Here is a 19,296-nt window from a genome sequence, read left to right on the forward strand (position 1 = left end):
AGGCCGTTCAGAGCGGCGCTACCGGTGTCGATGATAACGGGGATCATGGAATACCTCTCCTTTATGCGAACCCAGCCGAACTGGCTGTTGACCGGCATATCGAGAGGCCGTCTTTATCCGTTAACACAAAATTGCAGAGGGTGAGCCGGACAACATGTAGTTGATCTTGTGCATGAGGTCACTCGGGCAGCACGCGCACGTCCCTGGCCTCGGGCCCGGCCTTGGCGCGGCGAATATCGAACTCCACCCGCTGCCCCTCGGTCAGGGAACGGAAGCCCACACCGTCGAGCTCGGTGTAGACCACGAAGACGTCCGGCCCGCCATCGTCCTCGGCGATGAAGCCGAAACCCTTCTTGCTGTCGAACCACTTCACGAAGCCCCGTGCCATCTCACTGTCCTTCACCATCCGAGCCGCCGATCCCATCGATCCGATCCCCGGCCTTGGGGCGCGAGACGCCCAGATGCCGCTCGCGCAGTTCGTCCATGAACTCTTCCCACAACGCCGAGCCGCCCGCCTCGAGCAGCTCCGCGCGCAGGCGCAACCGCTCGGTGGTCGGCCGATGCCGCAGGCCCCAGCCGCCCAAGTGTGCCATCACGGGCACGAGTTGGATGGCGGCCTCGGTGAGCCGATACTCCGCCTTCTGCCCCGGCCGAACCTCGGCACGGGTCAGCAGGCCCACCGCGACGAGGCGTTTGAGCCGGTCGGACAGGATGTTCGAGGCGATCCCCTCCTCCGAACAGGTCAGCAGCTCACGGAAGTACCGATGGTCGCCCCACATCATGTCCCGCAAAACCAGCAGCGTCCACCGATCCCCGATCACCTCGACCGCGGCATTGATGGGACATCCGGACCGAGCCGCCATCGCACACCTCTCCATCCCCACCGATTGCGGTATGCAATCGCCGGTTCAGCGTACTGAGCGGAGTCGAGGGCCTGGACAGCGAAAACGGGTAGCGCGGGACGGGCTGGCTGAGTCAGGGGTTCAGGTATCGGAGTTGGGTGGGTTTGGTGTCTTCGTATGTCGAGCGGCCGGAGAGGTGGTCGGGGACACCGACTTCCCACCAGGCGCCGGATTCGGTCCAGGCGGAGGGTTGGGTGCGGACGATGACGACGGCGGGGCGGGAATGCTCGACCGCGGCGGCGCGGGCGCGGGCGTAGGCGTTGCGGAAACCGTGCAGATCGGTGGCGGTGTAGACGACACAGCCCAGTGAGTGGGCGTGGGCGGCGAAGTCGACCCGCGGCGGGCGGGGGTGATTGGTGCGGCAGTCGGAGTAGAAGTTGTTGAACGCGCTGCCGCCCTGACTCTCCTGCAACCGCGCGATGACCGCGTATCCGTCGTTGTCGCAGACGACCGCGACCAACGGATGACCGGCGAACGCCGCCGAGAACAGCTCCGAGTTGAGCATCAGATACGACCCGTCACCGAGCATGGTGGTGACCAGCCCGCGCCGATGCGCCATGGCCGCCCCCCACGCACCCGCGAGTTCGTAACCCATACAGGAGAATCCGTATTCGACGTCCATCGTCGGCTCACCCCCGTAGGCCCGCCACCCGCCGATCAGCTCCCCGGGCATCCCGCCCGAGGCGGTCATCACGTAATCGGTCGGCTCGCTGAGATCGTTGACCGCCCCGACGATCTGGGCATAGCTGGGGATACCCGTGGTCGGCGCGCGCAGCTTGTCGATATAGGTATCCCATTCGCCGCGAACCGCCGCGGCTCGCCCGGTCCAGGCCGGATCCACCTGCCAATCGGCCAGCGGAATCAGCAGATCCCCCAGCACCGCACCGACATCGCCGACCACCGCGAGCGCGCCGTGTTTGACCGCATCGAAACGGGCCGCGTTGACGCTGATCAACCGCACATCGGGCGCGAAGACCGTCCAGGACGCGGTCGTGAAGTCCTGCAGGCGCGTTCCCAGCGCCAGCACCAGATCCGCCTCGGCCGCAACGGCATTCGCCGAGGACGAACCGGTGATACCCAGTGGTCCGGCGTACAGCGGGTGGTCGTGTCGCACGAGGGTGCGCCCCGCGGTGGTCTCGGTGAGGGGTATGCCGTGCCGCTCGGCGAATTCCACCGCGCGATGTCCGGCGCCGGAATAGCGGACGCCGCCGCCGAGGACGATCAGCGGTCGGGACGCCGCCCGCAGCGCGAGCGCCGCCTCGGCGAGCAGCCGGTGATCCGGGCGCGGGCGCAGGATGTGGTGCACGACCGGTTCGAACAAACCATCCGGGAAGTCGAAGGTTTCGGCCTGCACGTCCTGCGGCAGCGCCAGCGTCACCGGTCCCGCATCGGCCGCATCGGTGAGCACGCGCGCCACCTGCGGCAGCGTCGCGATCAGCTGCTCGGGCCGGGTGATGCGGTCGAAGTAGCGGCTCACCGATCGGAACGCATCGTTGACCGTGGCGGTCGCATCGCCGAAATGCTCCACCTGCTGCAATACCGGATCCGGGGCACGGCTGACGAAGGTATCGCCCGGAAGCAGCAGCAACGGAAGGCGATTCGCATGCGCGACACCGGCCGCGGTCACCATGTTCAGCGCGCCCGGCCCGATCGAGGAGGTCGCCACCCCGACCTGCCGCCGATGCGTCGCCTTGGCCAAACCGACCGCTGCCAGGGCCATTCCCTGTTCGGTATGCCCGCGCCATACCGGCATCACGTCGCGCCGCTCCTCCAGCGCGGTGCCCAGGCCGAGCACATTGCCGTGCCCGAAGATCGCGAAAACCGCCGGGAACAGCGGTACCTCGCGACCGTCCAGGGTCTCGGAATGCTGAGCGATCATCCAGGCGACCAGTGCCTGTGCGGTGGTGAGTCTCATAGGGGATCGCCCTTCGTTCATCGTTGCACCCGCCCCCGGTGATCGGTGACCGGGCAGCGCGGATCGGCCGGCAGACCCTTCCAAGTGTCCCGGACCCAGCCGTGTGCCGGGTCGTCACAGAAGGCCATCGAACGGTCGGGAGCCGGACCCGCGAGCACGTTGAGGTAGTACATCGGATAACCCGGTGCGGCGATACACGGTCCGTGATACCCGGCCGGGATCACGAAGGCATCGCCGTCGCGGACGGTGACCGTCTCGTTCAGACCGCCGTCGCCGGTATAGGTGCGATGCAAGCCGAACCCCTCCGGCGAGGGGGTCCGCCCGTCGCGCCCGGCGATACGGAAGTAGTAGATCTCCTCGTTGACGACCTCGCATTCGCTCGCTTCGTCGTGCTTATGCGGCGGATACGAGGACCAATTGCCGTCGGGAGTGATGAGTTCGCAGGCGTTGAGCTTATCGGCGTGATCCCAGACGCCGGGCACGCCGAAGTTGGTGACCTGCCGGGTCGACTGTCCCGCACCGCGCACCTCGACCGGAACATCCTCGGCGGCACCGTATTTCGGCTCCAGACGCCGCGCGCAGCGAGCCATGGGCAGCGCGATCTCGGCGTCGGCCGCGGCGGTCAACTCGACCTCCGCATCGCGCGGCACATACGCGAAATCGGTCACCCGGGTGAAAACCGAGTCCCGCCCGGCCAGTTCGAACACCTCACCGTCCACCCGCACCGCGCACGAACCGGCCAACGGCAGCACGAATGCCTCGTATTCACCGGTGTGCAGGACACGCGGCCGCCCCGCTGCCAGCCGCAGCACGCGCAGACCGGTGTAGGTCCAGCCCACGGTCTCCGGGGTCAGCAGTACCGGATCGGGCCTGCCGTCCGGCTCGGAATCACTAGTGTCCCACAGGGTATGGGCCGGATAGTGCAACTTGCTCATAAGACCTCCTCGCGGGTTCGGCGAGCGCCCGCTCCACTCACTGGGCTTCCTTCAGGACGCGGGCCGCCGCCTCGACCGCACCCGCGACATCGCCGTCCGGTGGGTAGAGCAGGCTGCGGCCGACGACAAGTCCGCGGGCGACGTCGTGACTCAGCACGTTGCCCCATGACGCCAGGTCGGCATCGACATCCCCCGACGGCACCCCACCCAACACCACCACCGGCAGCGTGGTGGCATCGAGCACCGAAACATCCTGCGGCGCCGGGATTTTCAACCAGGTGTGCGCGGAGGTGACACCGAGGCCGGAGGCGATCGTGATCGCCCGCTGCAGGGAGGCCGCGTCCTTCTGCATGACCAGTGAACCCGTCGAATCCCGGTGGTAGGGCAGCGGTTCCACCATCGCCATCAGCCCGTGCGCGGCCAGCTCCGAGACCGCCCGCGCGCAGGCGTGCAGCGTGGGGATGGTGCCCGGATCCGAATCCACCAGCCGCAGGAGCATCTTCCCCCCGTCGAGACGGAAGTTGACCAGCGATTCGGCGTCATAGCCGGTGAACCGATCGTCGATCTCCCAGTCCGCTCCGGCGAGCCCGCCCCGGTTCATGGATCCGATGACGATCTTGTCGTGCAGGGCCTCCAGCAGCAACAGCTCCTCGACGATATCCGGCGAGCCCAGCACCCCGTCCACGGCCGGATTGTCCAGCGCGATCAGCAAGCGCTCCAACAGCATTCGCCGATCCGCCATGGCGGTCAGATCGGATCCGACGCCCAGCGCCCCGCGCGCCGGATGATCGGCGGCCACCAGGAACAGCGTCCGCTGTCCGGACAGCAGCGTCGCTCGTCGACGCCGATCGGCGTAGGCGCGCTGGATCGCCGCCGGTTCGGCGGCGCGCACGCGCAACAGCTCGTGCCAGCGCTCGTCGGTCAGATACATGACACCTCCACAACGTTTCCTCGGCAGATCAGCCGCACAGCATCTCCTCGATCTCCGCATCGGTGGGCATCGCATCGGCGCATGCCAATCGCGAGGCCACCAGCGCCCCGGCCGCATTCGCATACATGGCGATCCGCTCCGGCTCCCAGTCCGATAGCAATCCGTGCACCAGCGCTCCCCCGAACCCGTCCCCCGCGCCGAGCCCGCACACCACCTCGACCCGGCACGGCGGCACGGTCCAGCGCCCGGATGCGGTCGCCACCAGCACTCCATCGGCGCCGCGCTTGATCACCGCCACACCCACCCCGCGCGTCAGCAGCCGATCCGCGGCCTCATCGGGATCGGAGCTGCCGACCGCCACCTCGACCTCGGCCCGATTGCCGACGACCACGTTCACGTGATCGAGCATCCAGCCGATCTCGCGCCCCGCGGTCGCCACATCCGGCCAGAACATGGGCCGATAGTCCAGATCCAGCACCGTATGCCCGAACCTGTTGCGCCGCTCAAGAATCCGCCGCTGCGTCGAGCGGCCGGGTTCAGCACTCACCCCCGTCCCGGTCACCCACAACAGCGGCACGGATTCGACGACCTCCCACGGCACCTCGTCCACACCGAGGGTGAGATCCGGCGCGATCGGCGCCCGATAGAACAGAAGCGGCGGATCTGCGGGCGGATTGAGTTCGCAGAACACCACAGGGGTCTGCAGATTCGGCGCGGTGGACACATAGCGCGCCGAGACGCCGAAACCCTCGAGCGCGCCGCGCACATAGTCCCCGAAGCCATCCGGTCCCACCTTCGTCAGCACCGCGCTGCGCCGCCCCAACCGGGCGGCGGCCACCGCCACATTGGTCGCGGTCCCGCCCAGCGATTTCGCGAACGACCGCACCTCGGCCAGGCTCACCCCGCTCTGCTGCGGATACAGGTCCACCCCGACCCGCCCTATCGTCAACACCTCGAGTTCGTTCACGGCTCGGCCCTCTGCAATTCGTGCTGTAGCGCATCCAATTCGGCCCCACCGGCCATCTGCCGGGTCAGCTCGGACAGATCGATATCGGCCTTCTCGTAGGATCCGAGCATCGTGCCACGCTTGAGCAGCAGGAACCGGTCGCCCACCGGATAGGCGTGATGGGGATTGTGGGTGATGAGCACGACACCCAGGCCGCGGTCGCGGGCCTGCACGACATAGCGCAGCACCACCCCGGCCTGTTTGACGCCCAATGCCGCGGTCGGCTCGTCGAGGATCAGCACCTTCGCGCCGTAGTGCACCGCCCGCGCGATCGCGATGCACTGGCGCTGGCCACCGGACAGCGTGCCGACCGGCTGCTCCATATCGCGCAGTTCGATCCCCATATCCGATAAGGCCTTCCGGGTGATCTCATGCCCGGTGCGCCGATCCAGCAGCCGTACCGGGCCGATGCCGAAGGTGGGCTCGGAGCCGAGCACGAAGTTGCGCCACACGCTCATCAGCGGCACCACTGCCAGATCCTGGTACACGGTGGCGATGCCGCGATCCAACGACTCTCGAGGCGAGGCGAATGTCGTCTCCCGCCCGTCGATCCTCAGCGTGCCCATATCGTGGTGATGGACCCCGGCCAGGATCTTGATCAGCGTCGACTTGCCCGCGCCGTTATCGCCGAGCACGCAGGTCACCTCGCCCGCGTTGACGACCGTCGACACATCCCGCAGCGCGACCACGCCGCCGTAACTCTTCCCGATACCGATGGTTTCGATCAACGGAGTCGTCATCGACGTACCCTTTCCGCGCGCTTGGAGAATGCGTTGTTGACCAGCACCGCCGACAGCAGCAGCACACCCAGGAACAACATGAACCAGTCGCTGTCCCAGCGCGCAAACACGATGCCCTGGCGTGCCATGCCGAAGATCAACGCGCCGATCGCCGCACCGATCACCGACCCGAAGCCGCCGGTCAGCAGGCAGCCGCCGACCACCGCCGCGATGATGTACTGAAACTCCAGTCCCACCCCCTGATTGGCCTGCACACTGGCGAAGCGCAGGATGTTGCACGAGCCGACCACCCATCCGGCGAACGCCGTCGTCATGAACAGCAGGATCTTCGTCCGCATCGCCGGGACACCGACCGCGCGGGCGCTGACCAATGACCCGCCGACCGCGAAGATCCAGTTGCCGAACCGGGTTCGCACCAGGACCAGCGCCGCGACGGCGGTGAGCACGATCCACCACAGCACCGACGCCTGGATGCGGGCGTCGCCGATATTGGTGGTGGCGGCGAAAACCCAACCGGCCGAGGAGTATCCGGACGCCGACCGAATGCCCGAAACCTGCACCGTGCCGGTGACCAGTCGCGTGACGCCGAGGTTGAGGCCCTGCAGCGCGAGGAAGGTGCCGAGCGTGACGATGAAACTGGGCAGCCCCGTGCGCATCACGATCCAGCCGTTGAGCGCGCCCACCGCCAGCGCGAAGATCAGCGAAGCCAGCAGCGCCAGCCAGACATTCCACCCCGCGTGCACCGCGAGCATCGCGGTGACCAGGGCGGTGGAGGCCGTCATCACGCCGGCCGACAGATCGAATTCGCCGCCGATCATCAACATCGCGACCGCGACGGCCATGATGCCCAGGGTCGACGCGTCGTCCAGCCAGGTGGCCACGCCGAGCGGGCTCAGGAACTTGTCGGTGATGATCGAGAAGAACAGGAACACCGCCAGCGCACCGAGCGCCGCGCCGATCTCGGGCCGCACGATCATCCGGTTCAGCACCGTGGCGCCGGACCCCGGCGCACTCGGGGCGGGCTGGGAAACCGTTGTGGTAACACTCATTTCATCCACTCCTGTCCTCAGCGGGTGCCCTGCGCCACGAGCTTGGCGATGGCGTCGACATTGCCCTTGTCGACGAAGGCCGGTCCGGTCTGCACGGGTGCGCCACCACCGACCGTATTCAGATTCGTCCGGTAGGCCAGCAGCATCACCACCGGCAGATAGCCCTGCTCGTACTGCTGCTGATCCACCGCGAACAGCAGCGTGCCCGCCCGAATCGCATCCACCACATCGGAATTCAGGTCGAAGGTGGCGACCGCGGCGGTGGCATGCGATTCGGCCACCGCGGACACCGCCCGCGCGGCGATCTGCGAATTGAGCGTCAGCACCGCGTCGATGGTGTGGTCGGCCTCGAGCGCGCCCTTGATGCGCGATTGGACGTCGGTGGGGTTGTTGATGTCGACCTGCAGCGTGGTGGTGTTGCCGAAGCCCTGGGTGGCGCCGGCGCAGCGATCGTTGGCGCCGATATTGCCCGCCTCGTGAATCACGCAGAGCATCTTGGTCTTTCCGGCGTCCTTCAGCCGCTTACCCGCGGCCTGTCCGGCCGATCGCTCGCTCTGCCCGACATGGCCGATCGCCCCGAACTGCGCGCTCTCGGATTCGCCGGAGTTGATGGTCACCACCGGAATGCCCGCGGCGACGGCGCGTTCCACCGACGAGCGCAGCGCCTCCGGATTGGCCATCGACACCACCAGACCGCCGACCCCCTGGGCCACCGCGTTATCGATGAGTTTGGCCTGCTCGCCCGGATCGCCCGCGGAGTTGTATTCGACGCGCACACCGAGATTCTTGCCCGCGGCCTCGGCCCCGTTCTTGACCACATTCCAGAAGGCGTCGCCGGGCGTGCCGTGCGTGACGACCGCGACGGAACTCAATGTGCCTGCGGCGACCGGGGTTTGGGGCTGGCTCACGGGCACGTCGGCGCCCGGTCCGCTGCATGCGGCCAGCACCGCACCGGCAGCCAGCCATGGCAGGATGCGCCACCGGCGGCGCGCTGTCGACATCGTTGTCATGGATTCCTACCTAGATTCGCGCGGACTCGCCGGCGCCGATGCCCGCCAGATAGCGCAGGCTGCGTTCGGCGTCGCGGCTCGGCCCGTCGGCCGTATCCCCCGGCGCCAGCGCCGTATCCTGTTCGATCACATACCAGCCCCGATAACCCGCCGCGCGCATGCACCGCACCAGGGATTCGATATCGACATCCCCCTCCCCGAGCGGGGCGTAGAGACCGCGCCGCACGGCGTGGCTGTATTCCATTCTCCCGCCGCTGATCTCGGCGGCGAGGGCGTTTCGCACATCCTTGAGGTGAATGTGGCCGATGCGGTGGGCGTGCCGGGCGGCCAGTGCCACCGGATCGGTGCCGCCGATCAGCAGATGGCCGGTGTCGAGGCAGATGTCGAGATCGGAGTCGGCGAGGAAGCGCTCGACCTCGGCCTCGGTCTCGATATGCGTGCCGACATGCGGGTGCAGTACGGCGCGGAGTCCGTGTTCGGCGGCGATATCGCGAATGGTCGCGGCCGTATCGATCAGCGTGCGCCACTCGTGATCGCCGAGGGCGGGCCGGGAATCGTAGCCGTCCAGACCGGTCGCGGCGGCCAGCACCAGCACCTCCGCGCCCGCGGCGGCGAACAGCGCCGCGCTGCGGCGGGCGGCGGTCAGGGCCGCGGCGGGCGCGGTGTGCAGTGGCAGCGCGAGAAATCCACCGATCGCGGCGATCCCGAAGGGGCCCAGCAGCTCTCGCAGCTCGCCCGGATCGGTGGGCAGATAGCCGGGCGGGCCGAATTCGGTCGCGGTGAGGCCGAGCGCGGTCATCTCGGACAGGACGGTCGGCGCCTCGAGCACATGTCCCCAACCGGGGACCTCGCAGACTCCCCAGGAGATCGGTGCGGCGGCGACGCGCAACTGCTGCAACGGTTCGGACATCGGGACTTCTCCGCCCTGTCGATGCGTATTGGAGCGCTCCAAATCGTTGGAGCGCTCCAACTATGTAACCTGGATCACGGAAGTGTCAAGGCCCTGACTCGTTTCGGGAATCCGTGTCTACCTGGACGAACGAGTGATCTCCGAACCTCTCCGACTGGGCGATTGTCCGATTAGAGCGCTCTATTGATTGGAGCGCTCCAACGTTGTAACGTGCGACACACGACCAGGCTCGGTGACCCAGGAGGCCTCCTACGATGACGCGACCCACGATGGAGGACGTGGCCGCCCGGGCGGGCGTCTCCCGCGCGCTGGTCTCGCTCGTCATGCGCGGATCGCCGAAGGTCAGCGAGCATCGCCGCCGCGCGGTCCAGGAGGCCGCCAAGGAGCTCGGCTACCACCCGCATGCGATGGCACGGTCACTGGCCAGCCGCACTTCCAACCTCGTCGGCGTCATGGTGTCGGATCTGCGCAACACGTTCTTCGCCGATGTGGTCGAGGGGATGGACGCCGCCGCGCAGGAGGCGGACCTCGAGTTGATCCTGAACACCGGCCGCCGCAGCGCGGCCCGGGAACGGACGGCCCTGGAGAGTCTGCTGGCCTTCCGCCCCGGCGGCATCATCCTGCTGTCGCCGGTGCTGCCCGCCGCGGCCATTCGCGAGGCGGCGCATCAGTGCCCGCTGGTGATGGTCTCGCGCAGTTCGTCCATGAGCACGATCGATACCGTCAACGACGACGGCGTGCGGGGCGTCGGCATGGCGGTGGATCATCTGGCGGCACAGGGTCATCGGCGCATCGTCCACTTCGACGGCGGCGCCGCGTTCTCGGCGGCGCCGCGCCGCAAGGGCTATCTGGCCGCCATGGAGCGGCACGGTCTCGAACCCCTGGTCATACCCAGCGAGCACACCGACGCCGCGGGCATGGCCGCGGTGCGCACGCTACTGAAACTGTTCCCCCGCAACAACTTTCCCACCGCACTGGTCTGCGGCAACGACTTCAACGCGATCGGTGCGATGTCCGCGCTCGAGGATGCGGGGCTGCGAGTCCCGCACGATGTGTCGGTCATCGGCTACGACAATTCATCGCTGGCCTCGCTGCGGCACATCGCATTGACCACCATCGACCAGCCCCGCATCCAGATCGGCCGATTGGCCGTCGATTCATTGGTCGAACGGCTGCGTGACGGCCGCACCGAACCGGTCCGCCATCGGGTCTCACCGGTGATAGTCATCCGTTCGACGGCCAGGCCGCCCGCCAAGTAGATCCCCTTCGGATTTCCACCGCCAACTGATCGTTCACCGACAGGAGCTCTCATATGACCATCAGGTTGGGCCTCGCCGGCACGGGTCGCATCGGCGCCTCACACGCGGAGACGCTCAAGACCCTGCCCGGCGTCGCGAGCGTCGTCGTCGCCGACGCCGACCTCGAGCGCGCCCGCACGACGGCCACCAAACTCGGCGTCGAATTCGCCCCGGATATCGAGACCCTGTTCGCCTCCGATATCGCGGGCCTGGTGATCACCACCGCCACCGATTCCCATCCGGAGTTGATCGCCCGGGCCGTCGACCGCGGCATCCCGGTGTTCTGCGAGAAACCGGTCGCCGCGGATATCGCGGGCACTCTCGAGGTCATCCGGCGCGTCGAGAACTCCACGGTGCCGGTGCAGATCGGCTTCCAGCGCCGCTTCGATGCGGGATATCGGGCGGCCCGCCGGGCGGTGGCGTCCGGTGAGCTCGGCTGGCTGCATACGCTGCGCGCGACCACCCTGGACCCAGCACCGCCTCCGGCGGAATACATTCCGCGCTCCGGCGGATTGTTCCGCGACTGCGGCGTGCACGACTTCGACATCATTCGCTGGGTGACCGGACGGGAGGTCACCGAGGTCTTCGTGCTGGGAGCCAATCGCGGCGAGCGTTTCTTCGTCGACGCGGGCGATGTGGATACCGCGGCGGTGGTGATGCGCCTGGACGACGGCGCGCTGGCGACGGTATCGCTGGGCCGCTACAACGGCGCGGGCTACGACGTGCGGCTCGAGGTACTCGGCTCGGGCGGCAACGCCATTGTGGGACTGGATGATCGGGCGCCGCTGCGCTCGGTGGAGCCGGACTACCCGGCCTCACCGTATCCGGCATATCCGGGCTTCATGGAGCGCTTCCGCGACGCCTACACCGAGGAGCTGTCGGTCTTCCTCTCGGTTGTCACCGGCGAGGTCGACAGTCCCTGCGGCCCCGCCGATGCCCTCGAGGCCTTCTATATCGCCGAGGCGTGCGAACTCTCGCGACGCGAGCGGCGACCGGTCACCCTCGAGGAGGTACGCGGCTGACACCCACCGGTCGCGCCGCCGCAGCACTCTCGTACGGCGGCGGCGCAACCGAAGGTCCGGCCGACTACTTCACGATGTTCTCGAAATCGAACAGGCCACTCCAGGTCATCGGCGCCTGCTTCACCCGATCGGAACGTCCCGCGTTGGAGATGTAGTTCAGCAGCGGGATATCGGCCATATCGCGGATCAGCAGGGTCTGAGCCGCGGCGATCTGCTTATAGGACTCCTCCGGCGTCGGCGCTGCTTGCGCGGCGGCGATCAGCTTGTCGAACTCCGGATTGTTGTAGCCGACGTCGTTGGTATCCGACCCCGAAAGGTACTGCGAGGTCAGGAATTCCAGCATCGACGGGTAGTCGCCCTGCCAGCCGTATCGGAAGGCCTTGCCGATGGTGTGCGAGGTGACCAGGTCACGTTGCTGCTTGAAGGTCGGATACGGCGTCGCGACGGCTTCGATGCCCAGGGTGTTCTTGATGCTGTTGGCGGTCGCCTCCAGCCATGCCTGGTGGCCACCGTCGGAGTTGTAGGCGATTTCGAACCGGCCCGACCACGGCGAGATCGCATTCGCCTGTGCCCACACCTTCTTCGCCTCGTCCGGGTTGTACTCCAGGGTCTGCACGCCGGGCAGATCGTCGCGGAAGCCGGGCAGGGTGGCCGCGGTAAAATCCTTCGCGGGGATCTTGGTGCCGTTCCAGATGGTGTCGCAGATCTGCTGGCGGTTGACGGCCATCGAGATCGCCTTGCGGCGCAGCAGGCCCTCCTCACCGGCGAAATGCGGCACATTGGCCTGGATTCCGATGTGCTCGCTCTGCGCGGTCGGCTTGCTGATCGCGCGGTCGCCGAGGTCCTTCTTGTAGGTCTGCAGCGCGCTCGCCGGCATGGTGTCCAGGGCGTCGAGGTTGTTGGCGAGCAGGTCCGCATAGGCGGTGTCGTAGGACTGGTACATCACGAACCGCAGGCCCTTGTTCTTGGGCACCCGGCCACCGTGATAGTCCGGATTGGGGACGACCTCGATCTTGACGTTGTGATCCCAGGTGGTGAGCTTGTACGGCCCGTCGCCGACCGGATTCGCGCCGAATGCCTTCATATCCTTGAACGCCACGTCCGGCAGCGGATACCAGGGCGAGAAGCCGAGGGACAGCTCGAAGTCGATCGAGGGCTGCTTCAGGTCGACGGTGAAGGTCTTGTCGTCGATCACCTTCAGACCCGACATCGTCTGTGCCTTGGGCGGATTCGCCGCGACATCGTCATAGCCCTGAATGTTGGTGTACACCCAGTTCATCAGCTGGGCATTGGTGCCGAGCGCACCGTAGTTCCAGGCATTGACGAACGACTTGGCCGTCACCGGTGTGCCGTCGGTGAACTTCCAATCCTTCAGGGTGATCTTGTAGTGCTGGCGATCGGTGGTGTCGATCGACTGCGCCACCTCGTTATAGGCCTTGCCGTTGGCGTCGTAGTACTTCAGGCCTGCGAACAGGCGGTCGACCACGCGCCCGCCCATATTCTCGTTGGTGTTGGTCGGCACCAGCGGGTTCTGCGGCTCACCGCCGTTCACCGTGACGAAGTTATCGTCGCCGCTACTGGACGAAGAACATCCGGCCACGGTCAGGCCGGTCGCCACCACCGCGGCAGCCACCAGCGCACCCCATCTTGTGAATCTCAACTGTCTCTCCGTTCTCGAGATGCTCGAGGCCCTGCCGGATGGCCTCAATTGATCTCGGACAGTAGCCATTTGCAGGATGGTTGTCATCCATATCGACCGGATCAGACCAGGCGTTCGCTCAGTTTTACATACGTGACCGGCCTCACCCTTCCTCGACATATAGAGCGCATGTTCCAATTCAATATAGAGGGAGCACTCTAGAAGGGTGAGATGGCATGAGCGTGGTCAACATTCACACGCGGCGATTGGGCGGGACCGAGGACGAGGTCGGGGCGTTGATCGACGGGCTCGGCGGCGATCACGACCGGCTCTGGCCCGGAGATCGTTGGCCGAGTGTGCGTTTCGATCGACCGCTCGGAGTCGGCGCGATCGGCGGTCACGGCGTCATGCGCTACACGGTCGAGCAGTACGAGCCCGGGCGCTGGGTCCGGTTCCGCATCATCGGCCCGCGCGGCTTCGATGGATTCCATGAGTTCACGGTCCGGCCGGACGGCGCGGATGCGGTGATCCTGTGCCATCTGATCGTCGTGCGCCTGCGCGGATCTTCGCGGCTCACTTGGCCGTTGGCGCTGCGCTGGATGCACGACGCCTGTGTCGAGGACCTCCTCGACCGCGCCGAGCGGGCGGTGACCGGTTCGGTGCGCCGACCGGCAGGTTGGAGTCCGGCGGTGCGTCCACTGCGCGCGCTCGCCCGGCTCGCGATCGCGATCGCGGCACGGTAGGTCCCGCAACCCCTATTGCCGGTCTGTTTTCGTTCTGCGCGTGGGGATTTGAGGATTCGACGCGAGGCGGCGACGTTAGCATGAGGTGCATCGCCGGATTTGTCCGGCCCGGCCCTTCAGCATCCGTCCTCCACATACCTCCTCCCACATACCTCCTCCGAAGCGAGGTCGCTGTGAAACCTCACCGCCTATTGCCCATGGTTGTCGCCTGCCTTGTCCTGTCGCTGGGGCCCGGTTCGCTGGCGATCGCCGAACCCCAGCCAGCTGCTCCGGCCCAGCCCTACTGTTATGGCGAACCATCCACTCCCACAGCCGATCTGAGCGATCTTCGGGCCAAGTTCAACAGCTCGAACTGGATGGCGACCCTGCAGGCCATGTATCAGCGGCGCTGGCCCAGCGGCCAGAAACTGGCGATCGCGCAGGCGCGCGACCCCAATTGGAATCAGTTCGTGGAGACCGGCAGCTTCGAAGGGTTCGCCGAGTCGATGATGGTGGCGATCCACGAGGAGACCCATATGTGGGACCTCGACCCCTCGCGCACCGAATGGGACGACCACACCGCGGCCTGGATCAACGCCTCGCTGCAAATGACCGGCATACCGCTGTACGGCGGCTTTCCGCGCCGGGAGATCCTGCCGTTGATCACCGACGACCTCAGCAAGGATATGGACGATATCTACCTGCGCGATCAGGAGCAGGGTGATTACCATCTACAGGGCGTGACCGCGGAGCTGAACGCCGGGCTCATGGGCCTGCCCGCCGTGACCGTCGTCCAGGAGTACATCAAGGGCATCGGCGCCAGCAATGCCCGAGACATCGCCGCGACCAACCTGCGATACCTCCTGCTCTACCTCCGCGTCGCCAAGGCCGACCACGCCGACTACTGGGCGAAGATCAAGAACGAGCCCAAACTCCGCGACCTGGTCCTTACCGAATTCCTGCGCACCGCCTACTGGTTGGAGAAATCCGCACCGTACACCGGCATACTCGGCAGTCCGAACGCGGATAAGATCACCCAGCAGAACTACTCGCCGGAGAACATCTCGATCCTGCAGGAGTTCACCGGGCGCAAGGTTCGGACGGACGCCCAGAAGAACTGCACGGCCTGAGATCCGTTACATGTAACGGTAATTCGAGCCATCCCCCTGATCGGCGCGACCATCGCCCTGGGGTGTGGGGACACTGTCGCCACACCAGCGCGCCGACCGACCGGAGCCCGGAATGTACCCCGCAGAGTGCATTCCGGGCTCCGACAGACCTATGCCCCCGGAACCTCTCGCCGTGGGTGTTCGCGAAAGTTCTTCTCGTCGAACAGAATCCACTGCCGAACGGTCACCTCGTACATCCGCGACGCCCCCTCGGGCATCGCCCCGAGCACCCCCGCGGCGCCCGGCCAGCGATCCACGAATGCCGCGATCTTCGCATCGATTCCGGTGCCGGGCAGCTCCCTCGCGCGCCCGACGAACGAGACGCCGCGGGCCGTCGACCCCAGCTCGGCCGGCGGATCCTTCAGAATCACGCCGCCGACGGCCGGATCGCGTCGAATATTGGTGGAGTGCAACCGATCCTGCCGCGAGATGAAACGCAGCCGATCGGGTCGAAACGTCGACACGTACCAGACCGTGCAGGCACTGGGTGTGCCGTCCTCACAGACGGTCGCCAACTGCATCAGCCCACCACCGGTGACGTACTCCTCCAACAGCTCGCGTTCGTCCATTGGTGCATCATCCGGCTACTTCTGCATGTTCTCGAAATCGAACAGCCCACTCCAGGTCAGCGATGCCTTCGTCACGGCGGTGGAGCGGCCCGCGGCGGCGACGTAGTCGAGCACGGGGATGTCGACCATATCGCGGAACAGCAGCGCCTGGGCCTGGGCGATCACCCGGTAGGACTCGGCCGGGGTCGGGGCGGATTGGGCGGCGTCGATGAGGTGGTCGTATTCGGGATTGTCGTAGCCGACGTTATTGGTGCCCGAGGAGCTGTAGTAGTTGGCCGTGAGGAATTCCAGCATCGAGGGGTAGTCGCCCTGCCAGCCGTGCCGGAACGCCTTGCCGACGGTACGGCCGGTGACCGCCGCCCGGAAGTTGCTGAAGGTCGGATACGGAGCGCTGACCGCGTCGATGCCCAGGGTGTTCTTGATGCTGTTCACCGCGGCGTCGATCCAGGCCTGACTGCCGCCGTCGGAATTGAAGGCCACCTCGAAGCGCCCCGACCATGGCGAGAGGGAATTCGCCTGGGCCCACAGCCTTTTCGCCTCCTCGGGGTTGTACTTCAGCGCCTCCGATCCGGGCACGTTCGGATCGAAACCGGGCAGGGTGGCCGCGGTGAAGTCCCGCGCCGGAATCCGGGTCCCGTGAAAGATGTTGTCGCAGATCTGCTCTCGATTGATGGCCATCGACAGCGCCTTGCGCCGCAGCACCCCCTCGGCCCCGGCGAAGTGCGGCACGTTGTTCTGGATCCCGATGAGATCGTCCTGCGCCGTCGGCTTGGTGATGGCGCGATCGCCCAGATCCTTGCGATACGAGGTCAACGCCGTATCCGGAATCGTGTCCAGCGCATCGAGATTCCCCGCCTGCAGATCGGCATACGCGGTATCGAAGGACTGATACATCACGAACCGCAGCCCATCGTTCTTCGCCGGCCGCCCCCCATGATAGTCCGGATTCGGCTTCACATCGATCGCCACGTTGTGCTGCCACTGCTCGAACTTGTACGGCCCGTTCCCGATCGGATGCTCCCCGAACCCCTTCGGATCCTTGAACGCCGCCTCCGGCAACGGATAGAACGACGAATACCCCAGCGCGAGCGCGAAATCGATCGACGGATGCGTCAGATCCACGGTGAAGGTCCGGTCATCGACCACCTTCAACCCCGACATCGTCTGCGCCGTAGGCGGATTCGCCGACACCTGCGCATACCCCGCGATAGGCGCGAACACAAAGTTCTCCACCTGCGCATTGGTACTGAGCGCGCCGTAGTTCCACGCATCGACATACGACTTCGCCGTCACCGGGGTGCCATCGGTGAACTTCCAGTCCGGCTTCAGAGTGATCCTGTAGTGCTGCCGATCGCTGGTGTCGATCGACTGCGCCATCTCGTCATGCGGATTGCCGTCGGCATCGTAGTACCGCAGCCCGGCGAACAGGCGATCGATGACCCGGCTGGCGTAGTTGTCGTTGATATTGGCCGGGAACAGTGGGTTCTGAGGTTCACCGCCGTTCACCTTGATGATGTCAGCGCCGCCCTCGCTCGACGAACAGCCCACCGCCCCCAGACTCGTGGCCACCAGTATCGCGGCGATAACCGCTCCGACCCGCACGAACCGCATCGCACTCTCCTGCTGTCATTCCAAACCCCTTCGGACACTAGCCATCCCGGCCTCCGGTGTCCGCGATTCGCGCGATGTCGCCTCAGCCGTCGAGAATATGCGGCTGTCCGGCGAGGTAGCGCAGCCGGTCGAGCTGTTTGGCGGGTTCGAGCTGGGGAAGGCGGTAGAGCTTGAATACCTGTGCGCGTGGGGCATTGGAGTCGGCGGCGTCGAGTAGTGCGTTGACGGCGGCGCGGCCGGATTCGTTGGCGCCCTCCATGGTGGCCAGGTCGACATCGGTGCGGACGTAGTCACCGGCGAGGAAGAGATTGGGGATCGCCGTGCGGGCGTCGGGTCGTTTGTCCCAGGAGCCGGCGGTGTTCACCAGCAGCGGCTCGTCGTTGGTATTGCGGCCCGTGACGGTCGACCACTGGATGGCCGGGTCGAGGTGATAGGAGTGCAGATCCTGATCGCGAAGCCGGTTCGGTTGCCCATCGTTGAGCGCGGCCTTCAGCTGCGCCCAGACCTCGGCGGCGATTTCGTCGCGCGAGCATTGCACCGCCGGTCTGCCGTAGAGAATGCCGGGGGTGTTCCAGTCGGAGATGTCGACGGAGAGAATGTCTCGAACGGTTCCGTCGCCGTAATCGCGGGCGATATCGCGACTCCGCCAGAACTGGGCCTGGTTGAGTCCGCTCAGGGCCCAGGGCGAATCGACCAGTCCGATATGGCCTTCGGTGATGGGATCGTCGCTGGTGAGATAGAACTGGATACCGTTCATCCAATCGGTCGACAGATCGTTCATCGCCTCGAGGGCGGGGTCGAGGGCGAGGACATCCCGATTCCACAATCGCGTCGCGCGCTCGACCGGAACGGCGCAGACCACCCAGTCGACGTCGATCATGCGGCGACCCTCGGCGTCGCTGACGCCGAGGCCCGCGACCCTGCCCCGCTCGACCCGCAGGGACTCGACGGTGGCTCCGACCTCGAATCGCACCCCCAGATTCCGCAGATGGTCGACCCACGGGTCGATCCAGGCCTCGTTGGTCGGCAGATTCAGGACGCGGTCGGGCGCACCGTCGTTGCCCTGCAACAGCAGGGTGGCCAGAAATGCGTCGGCCATATTGCCGATCGTGCGGGAACTGGCGACCTGCTCCTTCGCGGCGACCAGCGCACGCGTCAGGACCTTCGCGAGGTAGTGCCGATAGGCCTCGGATTTACCCTGGGCCTGAATGAATTCCATCCAGGAGATGTGCTCCCACTGGCCGTATCGACGTTCCTCGCAACTGGTGAGAAAGATGGCCAACCGCCGCGCGAAGGTCACGATCTCGGCCGGCGGCAGCCGCTGCGCCAGTTTCACCACGCCGACCAATGATTCGGCCAATGCCTGCGGGGTGACCGCTCCCGGGAGTTCGGGGGTGAGGCCGAACGGCACCAGGATGTCTCCGCCGTCAAAGGCCACCAGCGACGTCGGAGCGGTCACGAGGTTGTCCCAGACACCATTCCCATTGCCCGGGAAAGGAATTCGGCGCATGGTGTCGGGGACGTTGTGATAGAAGCCCGGGAAGAATCGAAAGCCGTGTTCACCGGGCAACGGGCGACGGCCGTCGAGGGCGGGGAGGTCGGTGACGATGCTGCGCGCCTTACCACCGAGGGCCTTACGTTCGTAGACGACGACCTCGAAGCCGCGTTCGGCGAGTTCGTGCGCGGCCGCCAACCCCGCCATCCCGCCGCCGAGTACCGCGACCCGATGCGCCGCGAGCGTGGCATGGGCTGGTGGACTTCCCCAGTGCGCCAACGACACTGCGATGCCCGCGGTGGCGGCAGTGCGGACGAACGCGCGGCGGGTGTACGAACTGGATCTCGGTTCGCCGGTCATTGCGCACCTTTCT

Annotated in this window: 18 protein-coding genes; 4 read left to right on the top strand and 14 right to left on the bottom strand. The window is 66.3% G+C overall.

From position 1 onward, the window contains the following. Positions 1-178: 178 nt before the first annotated feature. The 10 genes from ACIA76_RS19000 to ACIA76_RS19045 all read right to left on the bottom strand — a co-directional run bounded on the left by ACIA76_RS19000 (position 179) and on the right by ACIA76_RS19045 (position 9,398). Entirely contained in the window at positions 179-388 is a 210-nt protein-coding gene (locus ACIA76_RS19000; protein WP_397153133.1) for a cold-shock protein, read from the bottom strand. Between the two features lies 1 nt (position 389). Then, entirely contained in the window at positions 390-863 is a 474-nt protein-coding gene (locus ACIA76_RS19005) for a winged helix-turn-helix transcriptional regulator (protein WP_397153134.1), read from the bottom strand. Positions 864-975: 112 nt separating this feature from the next. Continuing rightward, positions 976-2,817, bottom strand: a complete 1,842-nt coding sequence (iolD, locus tag ACIA76_RS19010; RefSeq protein ID WP_397153135.1) for a 3D-(3,5/4)-trihydroxycyclohexane-1,2-dione acylhydrolase (decyclizing) — start codon at positions 2,815-2,817, stop codon at positions 976-978. Between the two features lie 17 nt (positions 2,818-2,834). Then, on the bottom strand, positions 2,835-3,752 hold the full coding sequence (iolB, locus tag ACIA76_RS19015) for a 5-deoxy-glucuronate isomerase (protein ID WP_397153136.1): 918 nt from the start codon (positions 3,750-3,752) through the stop codon (positions 2,835-2,837). A 37-nt stretch (positions 3,753-3,789) separates the two neighbouring features. Further along, on the bottom strand, positions 3,790-4,683 hold the full coding sequence (locus ACIA76_RS19020) for an aldolase (RefSeq protein ID WP_397153137.1): 894 nt from the start codon (positions 4,681-4,683) through the stop codon (positions 3,790-3,792). Between the two features lie 28 nt (positions 4,684-4,711). Beyond that, entirely contained in the window at positions 4,712-5,650 is a 939-nt protein-coding gene (gene iolC, locus ACIA76_RS19025) for a 5-dehydro-2-deoxygluconokinase (protein WP_397153138.1), read from the bottom strand. Then, on the bottom strand, positions 5,647-6,429 hold the full coding sequence (locus ACIA76_RS19030) for an ATP-binding cassette domain-containing protein (RefSeq protein ID WP_397153139.1): 783 nt from the start codon (positions 6,427-6,429) through the stop codon (positions 5,647-5,649). The genes iolC and ACIA76_RS19030 overlap by 4 nt, the downstream gene beginning before the upstream one ends. Continuing rightward, on the bottom strand, positions 6,426-7,478 hold the full coding sequence (locus ACIA76_RS19035; protein ID WP_397153140.1) for an ABC transporter permease: 1,053 nt from the start codon (positions 7,476-7,478) through the stop codon (positions 6,426-6,428). Before ACIA76_RS19035 ends, ACIA76_RS19030 begins: the two co-directional genes overlap by 4 nt. 17 nt (positions 7,479-7,495) lie before the next feature. Beyond that, complete coding sequence (locus ACIA76_RS19040) at positions 7,496-8,488, bottom strand: sugar ABC transporter substrate-binding protein (protein ID WP_397153141.1); 993 nt, start codon at positions 8,486-8,488, stop codon at positions 7,496-7,498. A gap of 10 nt (positions 8,489-8,498) precedes the next feature. Continuing rightward, positions 8,499-9,398, bottom strand: coding sequence for a TIM barrel protein (locus tag ACIA76_RS19045; RefSeq protein WP_397153142.1), 900 nt, complete (start codon positions 9,396-9,398; stop codon positions 8,499-8,501). A gap of 254 nt (positions 9,399-9,652) precedes the next feature. On the opposite strand from ACIA76_RS19045, the gene ACIA76_RS19050 reads away from it, so the two are divergent. Continuing rightward, the gene (locus ACIA76_RS19050; protein ID WP_397153143.1) at positions 9,653-10,657 is read left to right on the top strand and encodes a LacI family DNA-binding transcriptional regulator; all 1,005 of its coding nucleotides are present in this window, start codon (positions 9,653-9,655) and stop codon (positions 10,655-10,657) included. Between the two features lie 53 nt (positions 10,658-10,710). Continuing rightward, entirely contained in the window at positions 10,711-11,718 is a 1,008-nt protein-coding gene (locus ACIA76_RS19055) for a Gfo/Idh/MocA family oxidoreductase (protein ID WP_397153144.1), read from the top strand. A 64-nt stretch (positions 11,719-11,782) separates the two neighbouring features. Here the strand turns inward: ACIA76_RS19055 and ACIA76_RS19060 are convergent, their stop codons facing one another. Then, positions 11,783-13,378 carry an ABC transporter substrate-binding protein gene (locus ACIA76_RS19060; protein WP_397153145.1) on the bottom strand — a complete coding sequence of 532 codons (1,596 nt, stop codon included), beginning with the start codon at positions 13,376-13,378 and terminating at the stop codon, positions 11,783-11,785. Between the two features lie 215 nt (positions 13,379-13,593). Between ACIA76_RS19060 and ACIA76_RS19065 the strand changes: the two genes are divergently transcribed. Beyond that, positions 13,594-14,100 carry an SRPBCC family protein gene (locus ACIA76_RS19065; RefSeq protein ID WP_397153146.1) on the top strand — a complete coding sequence of 169 codons (507 nt, stop codon included), beginning with the start codon at positions 13,594-13,596 and terminating at the stop codon, positions 14,098-14,100. Positions 14,101-14,297: 197 nt separating this feature from the next. Further along, positions 14,298-15,209, top strand: a complete 912-nt coding sequence (locus ACIA76_RS19070) for a hypothetical protein (protein ID WP_397153147.1) — start codon at positions 14,298-14,300, stop codon at positions 15,207-15,209. Positions 15,210-15,358: 149 nt separating this feature from the next. Here ACIA76_RS19070 and ACIA76_RS19075 read toward each other — a convergent pair whose 3' ends face one another. The 3 genes from ACIA76_RS19075 to ACIA76_RS19085 all read right to left on the bottom strand — a co-directional run bounded on the left by ACIA76_RS19075 (position 15,359) and on the right by ACIA76_RS19085 (position 19,283). Continuing rightward, positions 15,359-15,817 carry a pyridoxamine 5'-phosphate oxidase family protein gene (locus tag ACIA76_RS19075; RefSeq protein WP_397153148.1) on the bottom strand — a complete coding sequence of 153 codons (459 nt, stop codon included), beginning with the start codon at positions 15,815-15,817 and terminating at the stop codon, positions 15,359-15,361. A 15-nt stretch (positions 15,818-15,832) separates the two neighbouring features. Next, positions 15,833-17,428, bottom strand: coding sequence for an ABC transporter substrate-binding protein (locus tag ACIA76_RS19080; RefSeq protein WP_397153149.1), 1,596 nt, complete (start codon positions 17,426-17,428; stop codon positions 15,833-15,835). An 82-nt stretch (positions 17,429-17,510) separates the two neighbouring features. Next, a complete protein-coding gene (locus ACIA76_RS19085) occupies positions 17,511-19,283 on the bottom strand; it encodes an FAD-dependent oxidoreductase (protein WP_397153150.1) in 1,773 nt (590 codons plus the stop codon). Positions 19,284-19,296: the final 13 nt, after the last annotated feature.

Source organism: Nocardia sp. NPDC051570 (assembly GCF_044454005.1).
GTDB lineage: Bacteria > Actinomycetota > Actinomycetes > Mycobacteriales > Mycobacteriaceae > Nocardia.

What these genes read in the sequence shown, in the direction of transcription:
- ACIA76_RS19000 (WP_397153133.1), bottom strand. Translation starts at nt 388, where the DNA reads ATGGCACGGGGCTTCGTGAAGTGGTTCGACAGCAAGAAGGGTTTCGGC.
- ACIA76_RS19005 (WP_397153134.1), bottom strand. Translation starts at nt 863, where the DNA reads ATGGCGGCTCGGTCCGGATGTCCCATCAATGCCGCGGTCGAGGTGATC.
- iolD (WP_397153135.1), bottom strand. Translation starts at nt 2,817, where the DNA reads ATGAGACTCACCACCGCACAGGCACTGGTCGCCTGGATGATCGCTCAG.
- iolB (WP_397153136.1), bottom strand. Translation starts at nt 3,752, where the DNA reads ATGAGCAAGTTGCACTATCCGGCCCATACCCTGTGGGACACTAGTGAT.
- ACIA76_RS19020 (WP_397153137.1), bottom strand. Translation starts at nt 4,683, where the DNA reads ATGTATCTGACCGACGAGCGCTGGCACGAGCTGTTGCGCGTGCGCGCC.
- ACIA76_RS19030 (WP_397153139.1), bottom strand. Translation starts at nt 6,429, where the DNA reads ATGACGACTCCGTTGATCGAAACCATCGGTATCGGGAAGAGTTACGGC.
- ACIA76_RS19035 (WP_397153140.1), bottom strand. Translation starts at nt 7,478, where the DNA reads ATGAGTGTTACCACAACGGTTTCCCAGCCCGCCCCGAGTGCGCCGGGG.
- ACIA76_RS19040 (WP_397153141.1), bottom strand. Translation starts at nt 8,488, where the DNA reads ATGACAACGATGTCGACAGCGCGCCGCCGGTGGCGCATCCTGCCATGG.
- ACIA76_RS19045 (WP_397153142.1), bottom strand. Translation starts at nt 9,398, where the DNA reads ATGTCCGAACCGTTGCAGCAGTTGCGCGTCGCCGCCGCACCGATCTCC.
- ACIA76_RS19050 (WP_397153143.1), top strand. Translation starts at nt 9,653, where the DNA reads ATGACGCGACCCACGATGGAGGACGTGGCCGCCCGGGCGGGCGTCTCC.
- ACIA76_RS19055 (WP_397153144.1), top strand. Translation starts at nt 10,711, where the DNA reads ATGACCATCAGGTTGGGCCTCGCCGGCACGGGTCGCATCGGCGCCTCA.
- ACIA76_RS19065 (WP_397153146.1), top strand. Translation starts at nt 13,594, where the DNA reads ATGAGCGTGGTCAACATTCACACGCGGCGATTGGGCGGGACCGAGGAC.
- ACIA76_RS19070 (WP_397153147.1), top strand. Translation starts at nt 14,298, where the DNA reads ATGGTTGTCGCCTGCCTTGTCCTGTCGCTGGGGCCCGGTTCGCTGGCG.
- ACIA76_RS19075 (WP_397153148.1), bottom strand. Translation starts at nt 15,817, where the DNA reads ATGGACGAACGCGAGCTGTTGGAGGAGTACGTCACCGGTGGTGGGCTG.
- ACIA76_RS19080 (WP_397153149.1), bottom strand. Translation starts at nt 17,428, where the DNA reads ATGCGGTTCGTGCGGGTCGGAGCGGTTATCGCCGCGATACTGGTGGCC.
- ACIA76_RS19085 (WP_397153150.1), bottom strand. Translation starts at nt 19,283, where the DNA reads ATGACCGGCGAACCGAGATCCAGTTCGTACACCCGCCGCGCGTTCGTC.